Annotated in this window: 15 protein-coding genes and 1 pseudogene; 6 read left to right on the plus strand and 10 right to left on the minus strand. The window is 63.4% G+C overall.

Going from position 1 to position 15,596, the window contains the following annotated elements:
* Positions 1-12 precede the first annotated feature (12 nt).
* From FNZ07_RS34315 to FNZ07_RS22150, 10 genes and pseudogenes are all read right to left on the minus strand, one after another.
* On the minus strand, positions 13-144 hold the full coding sequence (locus FNZ07_RS34315; RefSeq protein ID WP_266255312.1) for a hypothetical protein: 132 nt from the start codon (positions 142-144) through the stop codon (positions 13-15).
* 102 nt (positions 145-246) lie between these two features.
* Positions 247-708 carry a peroxiredoxin gene (locus tag FNZ07_RS22110; protein WP_091016385.1) on the minus strand — a complete coding sequence of 154 codons (462 nt, stop codon included), beginning with the start codon at positions 706-708 and terminating at the stop codon, positions 247-249.
* Positions 709-828: 120 nt separating this feature from the next.
* Positions 829-1,725, minus strand: coding sequence for a polysaccharide deacetylase family protein (locus FNZ07_RS22115; protein WP_091016388.1), 897 nt, complete (start codon positions 1,723-1,725; stop codon positions 829-831).
* Positions 1,726-1,741: 16 nt separating this feature from the next.
* Positions 1,742-2,785 carry a bifunctional UDP-4-keto-pentose/UDP-xylose synthase gene (locus FNZ07_RS22120; RefSeq protein ID WP_091016390.1) on the minus strand — a complete coding sequence of 348 codons (1,044 nt, stop codon included), beginning with the start codon at positions 2,783-2,785 and terminating at the stop codon, positions 1,742-1,744.
* On the minus strand, positions 2,782-3,741 hold the full coding sequence (locus tag FNZ07_RS22125; protein ID WP_091016391.1) for a formyltransferase: 960 nt from the start codon (positions 3,739-3,741) through the stop codon (positions 2,782-2,784). The genes FNZ07_RS22120 and FNZ07_RS22125 overlap by 4 nt, the downstream gene beginning before the upstream one ends.
* Positions 3,738-4,765, minus strand: a pseudogene (locus FNZ07_RS22130) (glycosyltransferase). The gene FNZ07_RS22125 and the pseudogene FNZ07_RS22130 overlap by 4 nt, the downstream one beginning before the upstream one ends.
* A gap of 6 nt (positions 4,766-4,771) precedes the next feature.
* Complete coding sequence (locus FNZ07_RS22135) at positions 4,772-5,923, minus strand: DegT/DnrJ/EryC1/StrS family aminotransferase (RefSeq protein WP_091016396.1); 1,152 nt, start codon at positions 5,921-5,923, stop codon at positions 4,772-4,774.
* 86 nt (positions 5,924-6,009) lie between these two features.
* Entirely contained in the window at positions 6,010-6,381 is a 372-nt protein-coding gene (locus tag FNZ07_RS22140) for an SMR family transporter (RefSeq protein ID WP_091016398.1), read from the minus strand.
* A gap of 31 nt (positions 6,382-6,412) precedes the next feature.
* A complete protein-coding gene (locus FNZ07_RS22145; RefSeq protein ID WP_091016400.1) occupies positions 6,413-8,095 on the minus strand; it encodes a glycosyltransferase family 39 protein in 1,683 nt (560 codons plus the stop codon).
* Positions 8,096-8,353: 258 nt separating this feature from the next.
* Positions 8,354-8,728 carry an Mth938-like domain-containing protein gene (locus FNZ07_RS22150; RefSeq protein WP_091016402.1) on the minus strand — a complete coding sequence of 125 codons (375 nt, stop codon included), beginning with the start codon at positions 8,726-8,728 and terminating at the stop codon, positions 8,354-8,356.
* Between the two features lie 403 nt (positions 8,729-9,131).
* On the opposite strand from FNZ07_RS22150, the gene FNZ07_RS22155 reads away from it, so the two are divergent.
* The 6 genes from FNZ07_RS22155 (at position 9,132) to moaE (ending at position 15,583) form a co-directional block, all read left to right on the plus strand.
* Positions 9,132-10,379: a pyridoxal phosphate-dependent aminotransferase gene (locus FNZ07_RS22155; RefSeq protein WP_091016879.1), complete on the plus strand. Its 1,248-nt coding sequence runs from the start codon at positions 9,132-9,134 to the stop codon at positions 10,377-10,379.
* Between the two features lie 72 nt (positions 10,380-10,451).
* Positions 10,452-11,783, plus strand: coding sequence for a homoserine dehydrogenase (locus tag FNZ07_RS22160; RefSeq protein ID WP_091016404.1), 1,332 nt, complete (start codon positions 10,452-10,454; stop codon positions 11,781-11,783).
* A 9-nt stretch (positions 11,784-11,792) separates the two neighbouring features.
* Positions 11,793-13,256, plus strand: coding sequence for a threonine synthase (gene thrC, locus FNZ07_RS22165; RefSeq protein ID WP_091016407.1), 1,464 nt, complete (start codon positions 11,793-11,795; stop codon positions 13,254-13,256).
* Between the two features lie 289 nt (positions 13,257-13,545).
* Positions 13,546-14,775 (plus strand): molybdopterin molybdotransferase MoeA, encoded by a 1,230-nt coding sequence (locus tag FNZ07_RS22170; RefSeq protein WP_091016409.1) that lies wholly within the window; start codon positions 13,546-13,548, stop codon positions 14,773-14,775.
* Positions 14,776-14,825: 50 nt separating this feature from the next.
* Complete coding sequence (moaD, locus tag FNZ07_RS22175; RefSeq protein WP_091016413.1) at positions 14,826-15,083, plus strand: molybdopterin converting factor subunit 1; 258 nt, start codon at positions 14,826-14,828, stop codon at positions 15,081-15,083.
* Between the two features lie 20 nt (positions 15,084-15,103).
* Positions 15,104-15,583: a molybdopterin synthase catalytic subunit MoaE gene (gene moaE, locus FNZ07_RS22180; protein WP_091016415.1), complete on the plus strand. Its 480-nt coding sequence runs from the start codon at positions 15,104-15,106 to the stop codon at positions 15,581-15,583.
* Positions 15,584-15,596 lie beyond the last annotated feature (13 nt).

Here is a 15,596-nt window from a genome sequence, read left to right on the forward strand (position 1 = left end):
GCGCGCTTCGGTTTAGAGATGCCGGTTCGCCTGGTCTTCGATCGTCTCCTTGACGAAAGTGCGCTGGCGCATGAAAGAACGGCTACGCACAATTAAAAAAGCCGCCGTCCCGGCAACCGGGACAAGCGGCTCGACTTCGATCATCACGGTGCGCCTTGCGATTCCAGCGCGATTAGCGCGAAACCTGGCGCAGCGGAGAAGAGAATGGGGTAGACAGGCACTCATTGCAGCCCAATATAACGCGCCTCATAGCGCTTGTACAGCCTCCAGAATAGCGTCGACATGGCCTGGTACCTTGACGCCGCGCCATTCCTGGCGCAATACACCGTTGCCGTCGATCAGAAACGTGGAGCGTTCGATTCCACGTACTTCTTTGCCATACATTTTCTTCATTTTGATGACGCTGAAGAGCGCGCAGAGCGTTTCGTCGCTATCGGAGACGAGCGGAAACGGCAATTCCAGCTTCGCCTTGAAGTTGTCATGCGAACGAACGCTGTCGCGCGATACGCCGACAATTTCCGCGCCGGCCTTCTTGAACTTCGGGTACAGATCGCGAAACTGCAGACCTTCGGTCGTGCAGCCCGGCGTGTTGTCCTTCGGATAAAAATACAGCACCACCTTTTTGCCCCGCAGACCGGACAGCGTGAAATCTCCGCCGGTTGCCGGTGCGGTGAAGTCGGGGACGGGTTGGTCGACTGCGATGGGCACGAGGTTCTCCGTTTGTTATGGTCTGCGCCGTCGTCTGAGTGCGACAGCACTGGACCTGAGCATCGAGGCGGGGAGGGCAAGCCCGGCGGCGGACGGCTGGCCGAACTGACGCTTGGTCGATCAGCCGGGCTGAACAATCAGTTCGCCGGAGCGGCCGGGAATTTCACCCCACGTGACAGGGTACGATGGCAGCGAGTCGCGGTCCAGCGCGGCATGATAGTCGCCCATCGTGGCAAACGTATGGCCCTGCGCGCGCCAGCCGTCGAGCAGCTGTTCGAAGATGGGTGCGAGCTTCTGTCCTTCGAGCTCAGCATGCAGCGTGAACACCTGATCGTGCGGATTGTTTTCGGTGCGTTTGAGCAGCCATGCGGCCACCGTGTCGGTGTCGACTCCGTCCACGCCGAGCACTTCGTCGAGCGTGGGCAGTGTGGTCGGCATTTGCACATGGTTCAACGTCTTGCCGTCGACCACCGGAAAATACGGCGTATGGCCGCGCCCATCGGACGCGTAGCGCATGCCCCACGCGTCGATCTGCTCGAACGCGTGGCCGTTCATCTGCCAGCCCGCTGCGCCGTGCGTGACGGGCGGCGTACCGAAGATCTCGACGAAGCGCGCATGGCTCTTCTGCATCTGCGCGACGGTCCATTCGCGCGTGCGGGTACGGACGTTGTCCTGCCAGTACACATGGTCCCACGCGTGAATGCCGCATTCGAAGCCGGCTTCGTGGATCGCGCGCATGTTCGACGCCGCGCGCGCGCCGATGTCCGGACCGGGCAGCAACACACCGTACATCAATTGTTTGAGCCCGTAATGCTCGACCACCGACGTGCGCGACACCTTCTGCAGAAAACCCGGCCGTAGCACGCGCCGCATCGCCCAGCCGGTATGGTCCGGCCCGAGGCTGAAGAGAAAAGTGGCGCGCGCCTTGAAGCGGTCGAAAATACGCGCAAGGTTCGGCACGCCTTCGCGGGTGCCGCGCAGCGTGTCGACGTCGATCTTCAGAACGATACGGGCCAAGAGCGCGCTCTAACGGTTACTGTTCGACGAGTGCGCGTGCTTCGGCGACGTGGCCGCGATACGCTTCGAAGATCTTGCGCAACGCTTCGTCGAAGGTCGACTTCGGCGCCCAGCCGAGTTCCTGCATCGTGTTGTCGATCTTCGGTACGCGGTTCTGCACGTCCTGATAGCCGGCGCCGTAGTACGCACCCGAAGTCGTCTCGACGAGCTGCACTTTCTTCGCCGTTTCCGCGTACTCGGGGATGCCTGCCGCGAGCGTGAGCATCTTGTTGGCGAGTTCGCGCACCGAGAAATTGTTCTTCGGATTGCCGATGTTGTAGATCTTGCCCGAGGCAACGCCGTCGCGGTTCTCGATGATCTTCATCAGCGCGTCGATGCCGTCGTCGATATCGGTGAACGCGCGTTTCTGTGCGCCGCCGTCGACAAGGCTGATGTTCTCGCCGCGCACGATATGGCCGAGGAACTGCGTAACCACACGTGAGCTACCTTCCTTCGGCGTATAGATCGAGTCGAGGCCCGGCCCGATCCAGTTGAACGGACGGAATAGCGTGAAGTTGAGCCCTTCCATGCCGTAGCCCCAGATCACGCGATCCATCAACTGCTTCGAGCACGCATAGATCCAGCGCGGCTTGTTGATCGGGCCATAGGTGAGGGGCGACGCGTCCGGGTCGAACTCTTCGTCGGGGGACATGCCGTAGACCTCGGAGGTCGACGGGAAGACCAGATGCTTGCCGTACTTCACGGCCGAGCGGACGATCGGCAGGTTCGCCTCGAAGTCGAGTTCGAACACGCGCAGCGGCTGCTTCACATAGGTGGCCGGCGTAGCGATCGCGACGAGCGGCAGGATCACGTCGCACTTCTTCACGTGATACTCGACCCACTCCTTGTTGATCGTGATGTCGCCTTCGAAGAAATGCATCCGCTCGTGGTTGACGAGATCGCCGAGACGTTCGGTCTGCATGTCCATGCCGAACACTTCCCAGTCGGTCGTTTCGAGAATGCGTTTGGACAGGTGGTGGCCGATGAAGCCGTTGACACCCAGGATCAGGACTTTTTTCATGAATGACGGGGGGAGTGAGTGAGCTGCGTAAATTCGGCTGGGGTGACGACGGTCTTGCTGCCGTCGTGCGGCAGTTGCCGTTCGCGCCAGAGTTCGTGGATTGCGATCGACCGGCCATCGCCGCATATCGCAAAAAGCGCATTATCGCTTACGTGCAGGCCGACGGGCAAATCTGAGCGGAGGGCGCCCGGCGGTGTGAGGCGGGCGCGCGCGACGATGAAGCGCTCGGTGCCGGACGCCGTGTCGACCTCGGTAAACGCGCCGGGATAGGGCGGCGCGACCGCGCGGATCAGGTTGTAGACCTGCTGCGCGGGCTGTGTCCAGTCGATGCGGCCATCTTCGGGCTTGCGTCCGCCGAAGTAGCTGCCGTGCGCGAGATCGTTGGGCAGATGCGGCGCTTCGCCGGCGAGCAGAGCCGGCAGCACGCGCCATAGCGTTTGTTCGGCGGCGACGGTGACCTTGTCGAAAACCTGCGCGGCGGTGTCGTCGGGCAGGATCGGCGCCGGCGTCTGCGCGATGATCGCGCCCGCGTCGGGCTTCGCGGCCATCTCATGCAACGTCGCGCCGGTTTCCGTTTCGCCGTTCAGCACCGCCCAGTTGGTCGGCACACGGCCGCGGTATTTCGGCAGCAGCGACCCGTGCATGTTGTACGCGCCGCGCGCGGCGAGCGCGAGCAGATCGACGGGCAACATGTGGCGGTAGTAGAACGAGAAGATGAAGTCTGGACGCGCGGCGCTGACTGCTGCACGCAGCTCGGGGCTGCGCGGATCGGCCGGTGTGATGGTCGCAATGCCATGTTCGGCGGCGACCGACGCGACGCTGCCAAACCAGATGTTTTCTTGCGGGTTGTCTTCGTGCGTGACGACGAGCGCGACGTCGACGCCGCGCGCGAGCAGCACCTGCAGGCAGCGCACGCCGACGTTGTGATAGGCGAAAACGACCGCGCGCGGTTTCATCGCGGCGGCTCCGAGTCGAGCACCTGAGCGGCTTGCACGCCCTGCACGAACGACTGGCGTGGCGCGCTCGCCACCGCTTCGCCGTCGCGCTGCTCGAGGATCGTCTGCACGAGATAGCGTGGCCGTGCACGCACCTGCTGATAGATCCGTCCGATGTATTCGCCGAGCAGGCCGAGCGCGAAGATGATCACGCCAAGCAGGAAGAACGTGATGGCGAACAGCGTGAACACACCTTGCACTTCCGCACCGACGATAAAGCGGCGGATCAGCAGCAGGACGAACAGCGCGGCCGAACCGATCGACAGGATCACGCCGATAAACGACAGCCATTGCAGCGGCACGACTGAAAAGCCCGTGACCAGATCGAAGTTCAGACGGATCAGGCTGTACAGCGAATACTTCGATTCGCCGGCGAAGCGCTCTTCGTGAGCGACGTCGACTTCGACCGGATTCTGCGCGAACGTGTATGCGAGCGCCGGAATGAACGTATTGATTTCGCCGCAGCGGTTGATCGTGTCGATGATGTGACGGCTGTAGGCGCGCAGCATGCAGCCCTGATCAGTCATCTTGATGCGCGTGATACGTTCGCGCAGCCGGTTCATCACCCGCGATGCCTTGCGGCGCCACAGGCTGTCCTGCCGCTGCATACGGATCGTGCCGACGTAGTCGTAACCCTCGCGCATCTTGTTGACGAGCTTGGCGATTTCTTCGGGGGGTTCTGCAGGTCGGCGTCGAGCGTGATGACGATCTCGCCGCGCGACTGCTCGAAGCCCGCGAGGATCGCCATGTGCTGACCGTAGTTGCCGTTCAGCAGGATCGCGCGGGTGGTATCGGGTCGCGCACGGAATGCATCGGCGAGCAGCATCGCGGATTTATCGCGGCTGCCGTCGTTGATGAAGATCACTTCGTAGGGCGTGCCGAGTGCATCGAGCGCCGGATAGAGCCGGGCAAACAGCGCGGGGAGCCCGGCCTCCTCGTTGTAGACCGGGATGATGACCGAGACCTCGGGTTGCGTTTGACTCATATCCGCTTATTTTCCGTATTGTTCGCAAATTTCGTTGACGGCGCGACAGACGCGTGTGACGTCGCCTTCGTTCATTAACGTGAAGAGCGGCAACGTGACCGTCGTTGCGCCGAAACGCTCTGCATGCGGGAACATGCCTTCCTTGAAACCGCGCGCGCGGTACAGTGAGAACAGGTGGATCGCCGGATAGTGAACGCCTGAACCGATGCCGCGCTCCTTCAGTTGCGCCATGAAACCGGCGCGATCGAGCGAGAGTTTCTCGAGCGGCAAAGTGATCTGGAACATGTGCCAGTTGCTGTTCTCGAAGTCGGCGACCGGCAGGCCGATGCCGAGCCGCACGGCGGCACCACCTTCGAGACCCGCGAAGTAGGCGCGCGCAAGCTGCTTGCGCTGCGCGAGAAAGCGTTCGAGGTGCTTGAGCTGGCCGAGGCCGACGCGTGCCGCGACATCGGTGAGGTTGTACTTGCCGCCCAGCACATCGCAATCCATGCCGTCGTAGCCGGTGCGCGTCACGCCCTGAAGACGGTACTTCTGTGCGAGCAGCGCTTCGTCCTCGTTGTTCAGCACGAGGGCGCCGCCTTCGATCGACGTCAGGTTCTTGTTCGCGTGGAAGCTGAACGACACGATGTCGCCGAGCCGGCCGATGCGCTCGCCGCGCCACGTCGAGCCGAACGCCTGCGCCGCATCTTCGATCACGCGCAGCTTGTGCGCGCGCGCAATCTCGTACAGCCGGTCCATATCGACGGGCAGGCCCGACAGGTAAACCGGAATGACCGCCTTCGTGCGGCTCGAGATGGCCTTTTCGAGCAGATCGAGATCCATGTTGCGGGTGCGCGGATCGATATCGACGAATACCGGCGTCGCGCCCGTTTCGATGATCACGTTGCTGGTCGCGACCCAGGTAGCGGGTGTCGTGATGACTTCGTCGCCCACGCCGACGCCCGCGATCCGCAGACCGACTTCGAGGGTCGCGGTGCCCGAGTTGAACGTACGCACCGGACGGCCGCCGCAGAACGCCGATAACGCGGCCTCGAACTGCTGGTTCTGCGGGCCGGTCGTGATCCAGCCTGAACGCAGCACCTCGGCGACGCCCTCGATGGTTTCTTCATCGATTTCGGGGCGGGTGAACGGCAAAAACGGGACGGTTGACTCGGACATGAAGGCTTCGCTCAATGAAAAGACTGCAATGTATATGGATGCTTAAGTCGCGCCGGCAAGGGCGCAGTTCGTGCTCAAGTGCGTGCTCAACTACGCGCCAGCACGAACACGCCGATAAGGATGATGCCGATGCCGATCAGCCGCTGCATCGACAGCACTTCGCCGAATAAATACCACGCGGCGAACGCATTGACGACATAGCCGAGCGAGAGCATCGGATACGCAATCGATACGTCGACCCGCGACAACCCGACCACCCACACGACGACGCTCACCACATAGCAGGCGAGGCCGCCGATGATCGGCAACTGCGTCGCGAGGCGAAAGCCAATGGGCAGGATGTTCGCACGGGTGAATTCGAAGTGTCCAACGGCATTCGTGCCGGCCTTCAGCAGCAATTGCGCGCAGGCATTCAGCGCGACGCCGGCAAGGATGCAAAAAAGGGAGATCGGATTCATCGAAGGTTCGTATAAAGGGACATGGCGGCGCTTACGGCTGCGGCTTCTCGACGATCACGCGGCGCGGGTCGCGCACGACGACCTGCATCGGGACATGCTGCGCAAGCAGCTGGTCGTAGCGGGCCGGCGACATGAGCGCTAACGCGTAGCGGTCGGCTTCCCAGCGCGGGATCCATGCTTCGACCGTCGGTACCCACTTCTGCGGTTCGACCGAGATGCCGAAGGCCAGTTCGTCCGCGTGCTGGACCATGATCATCGTGTGATCGATGTAGAACGGCAGCGTATGGTCAAGCACGTCGACCGAATAGAACGGCGTGTCGGGCGGCAGCTTCGCGATTGCCGCCTTGATGGCCGGCGCGATCGGCGCTCCTGAACTGAGGCGACCGAACACTTCGTGCCCCGTGCCGCCGATGGTGCCGAACAGCAGCCACGCGAGCCCGAACGTCGCGGTCGCGCCGAAGATGCCGGCACGGCTGCGGCGATTGATCCACAGCGCCACCAGCGTCAGCACGAAGGCAACGCCGAGCGCCGCGTACACCCAGAGCTGGAACTCGCGATACAGCGCGTTCGGGTTGCGCGCATCGCCGGCCCAGTACAGGAACATTGCACCGAACGCGGCGACGACGAAAAACACCGCATAACCCGCCAGATGGCGGCGAAACGTCGCGCGCGGCACGAGCGGCAGATACATGCCGATCAGCAGTGCGAGCGGCGGTGCGATCGGCAGCGTGTACGAGACGAGCTTCGAATGCGACACGCTGAAGAACACGAAGATGAATGTCGACCACACGAGCATCACCAGCGCCGGCGAAAAGCCGTTGGGCTGGCGCGGCATGCGCAGCGCATGGCGCACGCTCTGCACGGCCACCGACAGCCACGGCAGGAAGCCGACCAGCATCACGGCCGCGAAGTAGTAGATCGGACCCGGGCGATTCTGTTCGGGCGTCAGGTAGCGGTCGAACTGCTGGACGATGAAGAAGAAATTGAGGAACTCGGGGTTGCGCTGCTGGACCAGCACGAACCAGGGCGTCGCGACCGCGAAGAACAGGATCAGGCCACTCACCAGATAGAGGCGCTTCCAGAGCGCCCAGTCGCGGGCGACGAGCGTGTAGATCACCAGCACCGCGCCGGGCAGGATCACGCCGATCAGCCCCTTCGACAGCACCGCGAGCGCCATCGAGATCCAGCACACCCACATCCAGAGCCGCGCGCTCGAGCTGGGCAGGTTGGGCCGCTGCGCGAGCAGCAGCGCACACAGCGTCAGCTCCATCCAGAACGACAGGCCCATGTCGAGCGTGTTGAAGTGGCCCATCAGGTTCCAGTACGGCGAGCTGGCGAGCACGACGGCCGCGAACACGCCGGTCGCGGCGTTGAAAACGCGCGCACCGGTAAAGCCGATCAGCAGTACGCCGGCGAAGCCGGTCAGCGCCGTGTACAGCCGCGCCTGCCATTCGCCGATGCCGAACCACGCGAACGTGAGCGCGTTCGCCCAGGTCTGCAGCGGCGGTTTTTCGAAGTATTTGTAGGCGTTGTAGCGCGGCGTGATCCAGTCGCCGGTTACCAGCATTTCGCGAGCCATTTCGGCGTAGCGGCCTTCGTCGCTCGGGATCAGGTGGCGCCAGCCGAGCGGCACGAACCAGATGACAGCGAGCGCAATGACGAGCAGCAGGATCGTCGTACGGTTGAGCGGTAGCCTCGACGGCGTATCGTTCATGAATTTACCTGTTCTGTCGATGCCGCCTCACGCGGACGTACGGATGTTGTTGAAAGCGTGGACACCGGCCGCAAACACATGATCGGGTGCGAGCGGCGCGCTTGCGGGCGCCGCATACCGCCGATCTTGCGACCCGGTCCGGCGCACGCAGCCGCGCAGTGTACTGCATCGACCTTAGCCCGGCCTTAGGGCCTCGGGTCAGGGTTTGTGCGGCACGGCGGCAGGCTCCACGGCCTCACCAGCCCATTCAGCCCCGATTCAGCCTTCGATCAGCAGCGCGGCCGCCACCTTGCGGCCCTCGGCCATCAGAATGTTGTAGGTGCGGCAGGCGGCCTTGAAATCCATCGTTTCGACGCCGATGCGCTGCGCGGTGAGCGCGGCCGTCAGGCGCGGATGCGGAAAGCGCAGCCGGCCGCCGCTGCCGAACACCACGACTTCCGGGGCCGGTTCGACCAGCAGGGCAAAGTGTTCGGGAGTGAGCGCGTCGAACGACGAAACCGGCCATGCGATGACCGGTGCGGCTGGCATCACGATGATGCTGCCCAGATGGCGCTCGAGATTGATTTCGACATAGTCGGCGCCGTAACCGGTGACGGTGTTGAGCGCGCCGCTGGAATCCTGATGTAATTTCAAATCGCTGTTCCGAGATCGTCGTGAGGTGCCGCGCGCGAGGCGGCTCGTGAACCGGTACCCGCGCGGTACACGCACGGATGCGCGGAGCGGGACAGGACGGGCGAGCCGTGCGCAGCGGACACGGACAGGGCCGAAAAGGCTTGCCGATGCGGTTGGTGCATTGCGGAAGTCGGCCAAAATCCGCTAAATTATAGCTTTTTAGCCGCCCCGCGGCGCCCCTCGCACCTGCGCTGTCACGAGCCGCGCGCAAAATGCCGGCAAACCCGCCCGCCGGCGCCTCCGCGAGCGCACTGGGCGCACCGCTCCTCACGCTGTGTCCGTCTTTCGGGAATGCCCGGCTTGGCCTGGCCAATTCGCTGAACGATACGCTGAACGCTTACCCTAGATGAATCACCTGGATGAAGTGCCCGCCGTGAAACCGATTCTTAAATCCAACAAACTGCTGAATGTCTGCTACGACATCCGCGGGCCCGTGCTCGAACACGCGAAGCGCCTCGAAGAAGAGGGTCACCGCATCATCAAGCTGAACATCGGCAACCTCGCGCCGTTCGGCTTCGAGGCGCCCGACGAGATCATCCAGGACATGATCCTGAATCTGCCGGGCTCGTCCGGGTATTCGGATTCGAAAGGGGTGTTCGCCGCGCGCAAGGCGATCATGCATTACGCGCAGCAAAAAGGCGTGCAGGGCGTCGAACTCGACGACATCTACATCGGCAACGGCGCGTCCGAGCTGATCGTGATGGCGCTGCAGGGCCTGCTCAACGACGGCGACGAGGTTCTGCTGCCCGCGCCCGACTATCCGCTCTGGACGGCCGGCGTGAGCCTGTCCGGCGGTACACCGGTTCACTACATCTGCGACGAGGGCAATCGCTGGATGCCCGATCTCGACGACATCCGCGCGAAGATTACGCCGAACACCCGTGCGCTCGTCGTGATCAACCCGAACAACCCGACCGGCGCGCTGTACTCCGACGAACTGCTGCGCGACCTGATCGCGATCGCACGCGAACACGGCCTCGTGATCTTCGCCGACGAGGTCTACGACAAGATCGTCTACGACGGCAAGCAGCACACGGCGATCGGCTCGCTTGCCGACGACGTGCTGACGGTTACGTTCAACAGCCTGTCGAAGAGCTACCGCTCGTGCGGCTACCGGGCCGGCTGGATGTTCGTGTCGGGCATGACCGGCGAGAACCGGCGTCGCGCGAAGGACTATCTGGAAGGGCTCGGCATTCTTGCATCGATGCGGCTGTGCCCGAACGTGCCGGGCCAGTACGCGATCCAGACCGCGCTCGGCGGCTATCAAAGCATCAACGAATTGATCTTGCCGGGCGGGCGTCTCTACCGGCAGCGCGAACTCGCGTACGACATGCTGACCGCGATTCCCGGCGTGACCTGCGTGAAACCGGAAGCGGCGCTCTACATGTTCCCGCGGCTCGACCCGAAGATGTATCCGATCGAGAACGATCAGCAGTTCATTCTCGATCTGCTGCTCGCGGAGCGCGTGCTGCTCGTGCAGGGCAGCGGTTTCAACTGGAAGACGCCGGACCATTTCCGCGTCGTGTTCCTGCCGAACGTCGACGATCTCGCGGACTCGATCAACCGGATCGCGCGTTTTCTCGACGGTTATCGCAAGCGTCACGCGGCGTGACGACGGGGCCGGCGGAACGTTTATTCCGTCAGCCTGGTTTCCCTTAATTCATTACTCGAGCACACACGCTGCATGGAACCGATCAAAGTTGGACTGCTGGGCTTCGGCACGGTGGGCAGCGGCGCCTTTACGGTATTGCGCCGCAATCAGGAAGAAATCAAACGTCGCGCGGGTCGCGGCATCGAGATCGCGCGCATCGCGGTGCGCAATCCGGCGAAGGCTGCGGCTGCGCTTGGCAGCGAAGCCGGTAGCGTTGCGATTACCGACGACTTCAACGCGGTCGTCGACGACCCGTCCATCTCGATCGTCGCGGAGATGATCGGCGGCACAGGGCTCGCACGCGAACTCGTGCTGCGCGCCATTGCGGCCCGCAAGCATGTCGTCACGGCCAACAAGGCACTGCTCGCGGTGCACGGCACGGAGATCTTCGAAGCCGCGCGGGCCAACGGCGTGATGGTTGCGTTCGAGGCTGCCGTCGCCGGCGGCATTCCGATCATCAAGGCGCTGCGCGAAGGGCTCACCGCGAACCGCATCCAGTACATCGCGGGCATCATCAACGGTACGACCAACTACATCCTCTCCGAGATGCGCGACCGCGGTCTCGATTTCGCGACCGCGCTGAAGGCCGCGCAGGAACTCGGCTATGCGGAAGCGGACCCGACTTTCGATGTCGAAGGCGTCGACGCCGCGCACAAGGCGACGATCATGAGCGCGATCGCGTTCGGCGTGCCGGTGCAGTTCGACAAGGCGTATATCGAAGGCATCAGCAAGCTGGCCGCCATCGACATCCGTTACGCGGAAGAACTCGGCTACCGGATCAAGCTGCTTGGTATCGCGCGTCGCTCGGACCGCGGCATTGAACTGCGCGTCCATCCGACGCTGATCCCGGCCAAGCGCCTGCTCGCCAATGTCGAAGGGGCGATGAACGCGGTCGTCGTGCATGGCGACGCGGTGGGCACGACGCTTTACTACGGCAAGGGCGCGGGCGCCGAGCCGACGGCATCGGCGGTGGTGGCCGATCTGGTCGACGTGACGCGGCTGCATACGGCCGATCCGGAACATCGCGTACCGCATCTGGCGTTCCAGCCGGACCGCCTGTCGAATACGCCGATCCTGCCCATCGACGAAATAACGAGCGGCTACTACCTGCGTCTGCGCGTGGCCGATGTGACCGGTGTGCTGGCCGATGTCACGCGAATCCTCGCCGACCGCGGCATTTCGATCGATGCGCTGCTGCAAAAAGAATCGGAACGGGTCGATGCGTCCCACGCGGGCGAAACCGACATCATGCTGATCACGCACGAAACGGTCGAAAAGAATATCAATGCCGCGATCGCAAGCATCGAGGCGTTGCCGACGGTGGTATCGAACGTGACCAAGCTCCGTATGGAAGCACTGAACTAGGCCAGACTGATGAACTACATTTCCACCCGCGGCGCCGGTGCCGGCGAACGCCACACGTTTTCGGACATCCTGCTCGGCGGTCTCGCGAAAGACGGTGGCCTGTATCTGCCGGCCGACTATCCGCGCGTGTCGGCGGACGAGCTTGCGCGCTGGCGCGCGTTGTCGTATGCGGACCTCGCGTTCGAGATCCTGTCTAAATTCAGCGACGACATTCCGGCCGAAGATCTGCGTGCGCTCACGCGCCGTACCTATACCGCGCAGACGTATTGCCACGTGCGCGACGACGACGCTTCCGGCGCGCTCGCCGCGCAGATCACGCCGCTGAAAACGCTCGGTGTCGAAAACGGCGCAACGCTGTCGCTGCTCGAACTGTCGAACGGGCCGACGCTTGCGTTCAAGGACATGGCGATGCAGTTGCTCGGCAACCTGTTCGAGTACACGCTCGCGAAGCACGGCGAAACGCTGAACATTCTCGGCGCGACTTCCGGCGATACCGGCAGCGCCGCCGAATACGCGATGCGCGGCAAGCAAGGCGTGCGCGTGTTCATGCTGTCGCCGCATCTGAAGATGAGCGCGTTCCAGACCGCGCAGATGTACAGCCTGCAGGACCCGAACATTTTCAACGTGGCGGTGGAGGGCGTGTTCGACGATTGCCAGGACATCGTGAAAGCGGTGTCCAACGATCACGCGTTCAAGGCGCAGTACAAGATCGGCACCGTCAATTCGATCAACTGGGCGCGCGTAGTGGCGCAGGTCGTGTACTACTTCAAGGGCTATTTCGCCGCGACGCAATCGAACGACGAGCGTGTGTCGTTTACGGTGCCGTCGGGCAATTTCGGCAACGTCTGCGCGGGGCATATCGCGCGGATGATGGGCTTGCCGATCGAAAAGCTCGTCGTTGCGACCAACGAGAACGACGTGCTCGACGAGTTCTTCCGCACGGGGATCTACCGGGTGCGCAAGGCCGCCGAGACGTATCACACGAGCAGCCCGAGCATGGACATTTCGAAGGCGTCGAACTTCGAGCGTTTTGTGTTCGATCTGCTCGGCCGCGATCCGGCGCGCGTGCTGCAACTGTTCCGCGACGTCGAAGAGAAGGGGGGATTCGATCTGGCGGCGAGCGGCGATTTCGCGCGCGTGCAGCAGTTCGGTTTCGTGTCGGGAAGCAGCAGCCACGCGGATCGTGTCGACGCGATCCGCGACGTGTTCGAGCGTTACGACACGATGATCGATACGCATACCGCCGACGGTCTGAAGGTTGCGCGCGAACATCTGCAGCCGGGCATTCCGATGATCGTGCTCGAAACGGCACAGCCGATCAAGTTCGGCGAGACGATTCGCGAAGCATTGTTGCGCGAGCCAGAACGTCCGGCGGCGTTCGCGGGGCTCGAGGCGCTGCCGCAGCGTTTCGAAGTGCTGCCGGCGGACGCGCAGCGCGTGAAGGACTTTGTGGCTGCTCGTACAAGCGACTAACTGGGCGGACTCTGGGTGCGCTCGCTGGTTTGTCGATAGCGGCATAGGCGGTTCAGGCGGTCTTGATGCGATTCCTGTCCCAAGGGAGCGCGTCATGGCCGCCTTGTCGTTTGAGTGGCGATCTTCGCACCTTTCAATCCCGGCAGTCGCCGACACAACAAAACGCGCGCATAACGCGCATCGCTCCCGCCTTGCGCCGTCGACCGCTACAATGGTTCTTTCAGTCCCCGCCTACTTCCGATCGATGTCCACCCCTACGTCTTCGGCGCCTCCCGCGCCGCGTGCACCGATGCTCTCTACCGCCGAGGCTCTCGCCACGTTGCTCGGCGCCGTGGCGCCGGTAACGGACACCGAATCGTTGCCCACGCTCGATGCGCTGAACCGCGTGCTGGCCGCCGAGGTCGTCTCGCCGCTCGACGTCCCGCCGATGAACACCAGCGCGATGGATGGCTACGCCGTACGGATCGCGGATCTGTCGCACGGCGACCGCCGTTTACCGGTCTCGCAGCGCATCCCGGCCGGCCACGCGCCGGGGCCGCTCGCAGCGGGCACGGCCGCGCGCATCTTCACCGGTGCGACGGTGCCGCCCGGTGCAGACGCGATCGTGATGCAGGAGCAGACCGAAGTTGCCGGCGACGAGGTCACGATCCTTCACGCGCCCAAAGCCGGCGAATGGATCACGATGCAGGGCGCGGACATTCGCAGCGGTGCCGCGATTCTGCCGGTGGGCACGCGGCTTACGCCGCAGGCGCTCGGACTTGCGGCATCGGTGGGATGCGCAGCGTTGACTGTAGTGAGGCGTGTGAAAGTGGCTGTGTTCTTCACCGGCGACGAACTGACGATGCCCGGCGAACCGCTAAAACCCGGTGCGATCTACAACTCGAATCGCTTCACGCTGCGCGGACTGCTGGAGAAACTCGGTTGCGAAGTGACCGACTACGGCATCGTCCCCGATCAACTCGACGCGACCCGCGCGACGTTGCGCGAAGCGGCGCAGGCGCACGATCTGATTCTTACGTGCGGTGGCGTTTCGGTGGGCGAGGAAGATCACGTGAAGCCGGCGGTCGAGGCCGAAGGCCGGCTGTCGATGTGGCAGATTGCGATGAAGCCGGGCAAGCCGCTTGCCTTCGGCGCAGTGCGGCGAGCAGGTGCAGGTGGCGCCGCTGGTGGATCCGCCGAAACGTTCTTTATCGGCTTGCCGGGCAACCCCGTATCGACCTTCGTAACCTTCCTGCTGTTCGTGCGACCGTTCGTGCTGCGTCTCGCGGGCGTGCGAACGGTGGCGCCGCGCGCGCTGTCGCTGCGCGCGGATTTCTCGCAGCACAAGGGCGACCGGCGCAACGAATTTCTGCGTGCGCGGGTCAATCCGGCTGGCGGCCTCGACCTGTTTCCGAACCAGAGTTCGGCGGTGCTGACATCGACGGTATGGGGCGACGGACTGATCGACAATCCGCCGAATCACGCGATCAGCGCCGGCGAGACCGTGCGCTTCATTCCGTTTTCCGAGCTGCTGAACTGAGCGGGCACGGCGAGACACAACCCTGACGGCGAATACCGCCGATAGTGCAGATGAAAATCCAGCTGAAATATTTTGCGAGCGTGCGCGAAGCGCTCGGTACCGCGGACGAATCGGTCGATCTACCCGATGGCATCGCGACGCTCGGCGACGTGCGCGGATGGCTGCGCGTGCGCGGCGGCGTATGGGCCGACACGCTGGCCGAGGGCCGCGCACTGCGGATGGCTTGCAACCACGTGATGACCGATGCGGGCACTCGCATCACCGACGGTTGCGAAGTCGCGTTTTTTCCGCCGGTGACGGGCGGCTGACGATCCACTTAGAGAACACCATGACCGTGCGCGTCCAAACCGCAGATTTCGATCTCACCAGCGAGGTCGCGGCGCTGCGCGCGCGCAATCCGAAGATCGGCGCGGTGGCGTGCTTCGTCGGTACGGTGCGCGATCTGAACGACGGCAGCGCCGTCGAAGCGCTGGAACTCGAACACTATCCGGGGATGACGGAGAAGGCGCTCGAAGCGATCGTCGAGGCAGCCCGCGAACGCTGGCCAGGCACCGACGTGCTGATCGTCCACCGGGTCGGCAAGCTGGTTCCGCTCGATCAGATCGTGCTGGTTGCCACGACCTCCATGCATCGCGGCGACGCGTTCGCATCGTGCGAGTTCGTGATGGATTACCTGAAGACTCAGGCGCCGTTCTGGAAAAAGGAAAAGACGGAGCAGGGCGAGCGCTGGGTCGATGCCCGTACGAGCGACGAGGCTGCGCTCGCGCGCTGGAATATCGTGGACGGTAACGTCGGCAAACGCCGCTAGCTAGAACGCCTGG

It is taken from the genome of Paraburkholderia megapolitana (assembly GCF_007556815.1).
Taxonomy (GTDB): domain Bacteria; phylum Pseudomonadota; class Gammaproteobacteria; order Burkholderiales; family Burkholderiaceae; genus Paraburkholderia; species Paraburkholderia megapolitana.

What these genes read in the sequence shown, in the direction of transcription:
- FNZ07_RS22135 (WP_091016396.1), bottom strand. Translation starts at nt 5,923, where the DNA reads ATGTCCGAGTCAACCGTCCCGTTTTTGCCGTTCACCCGCCCCGAAATC.
- FNZ07_RS22125 (WP_091016391.1), bottom strand. Translation starts at nt 3,741, where the DNA reads ATGAAACCGCGCGCGGTCGTTTTCGCCTATCACAACGTCGGCGTGCGC.
- FNZ07_RS22145 (WP_091016400.1), bottom strand. Translation starts at nt 8,095, where the DNA reads ATGAACGATACGCCGTCGAGGCTACCGCTCAACCGTACGACGATCCTG.
- moaE (WP_091016415.1), top strand. Translation starts at nt 15,104, where the DNA reads ATGACCGTGCGCGTCCAAACCGCAGATTTCGATCTCACCAGCGAGGTC.
- FNZ07_RS22160 (WP_091016404.1), top strand. Translation starts at nt 10,452, where the DNA reads ATGGAACCGATCAAAGTTGGACTGCTGGGCTTCGGCACGGTGGGCAGC.
- thrC (WP_091016407.1), top strand. Translation starts at nt 11,793, where the DNA reads ATGAACTACATTTCCACCCGCGGCGCCGGTGCCGGCGAACGCCACACG.
- FNZ07_RS22120 (WP_091016390.1), bottom strand. Translation starts at nt 2,785, where the DNA reads ATGAAAAAAGTCCTGATCCTGGGTGTCAACGGCTTCATCGGCCACCAC.
- FNZ07_RS34315 (WP_266255312.1), bottom strand. Translation starts at nt 144, where the DNA reads ATGATCGAAGTCGAGCCGCTTGTCCCGGTTGCCGGGACGGCGGCTTTT.
- moaD (WP_091016413.1), top strand. Translation starts at nt 14,826, where the DNA reads ATGAAAATCCAGCTGAAATATTTTGCGAGCGTGCGCGAAGCGCTCGGT.
- FNZ07_RS22140 (WP_091016398.1), bottom strand. Translation starts at nt 6,381, where the DNA reads ATGAATCCGATCTCCCTTTTTTGCATCCTTGCCGGCGTCGCGCTGAAT.
- FNZ07_RS22170 (WP_091016409.1), top strand. Translation starts at nt 13,546, where the DNA reads ATGCTCTCTACCGCCGAGGCTCTCGCCACGTTGCTCGGCGCCGTGGCG.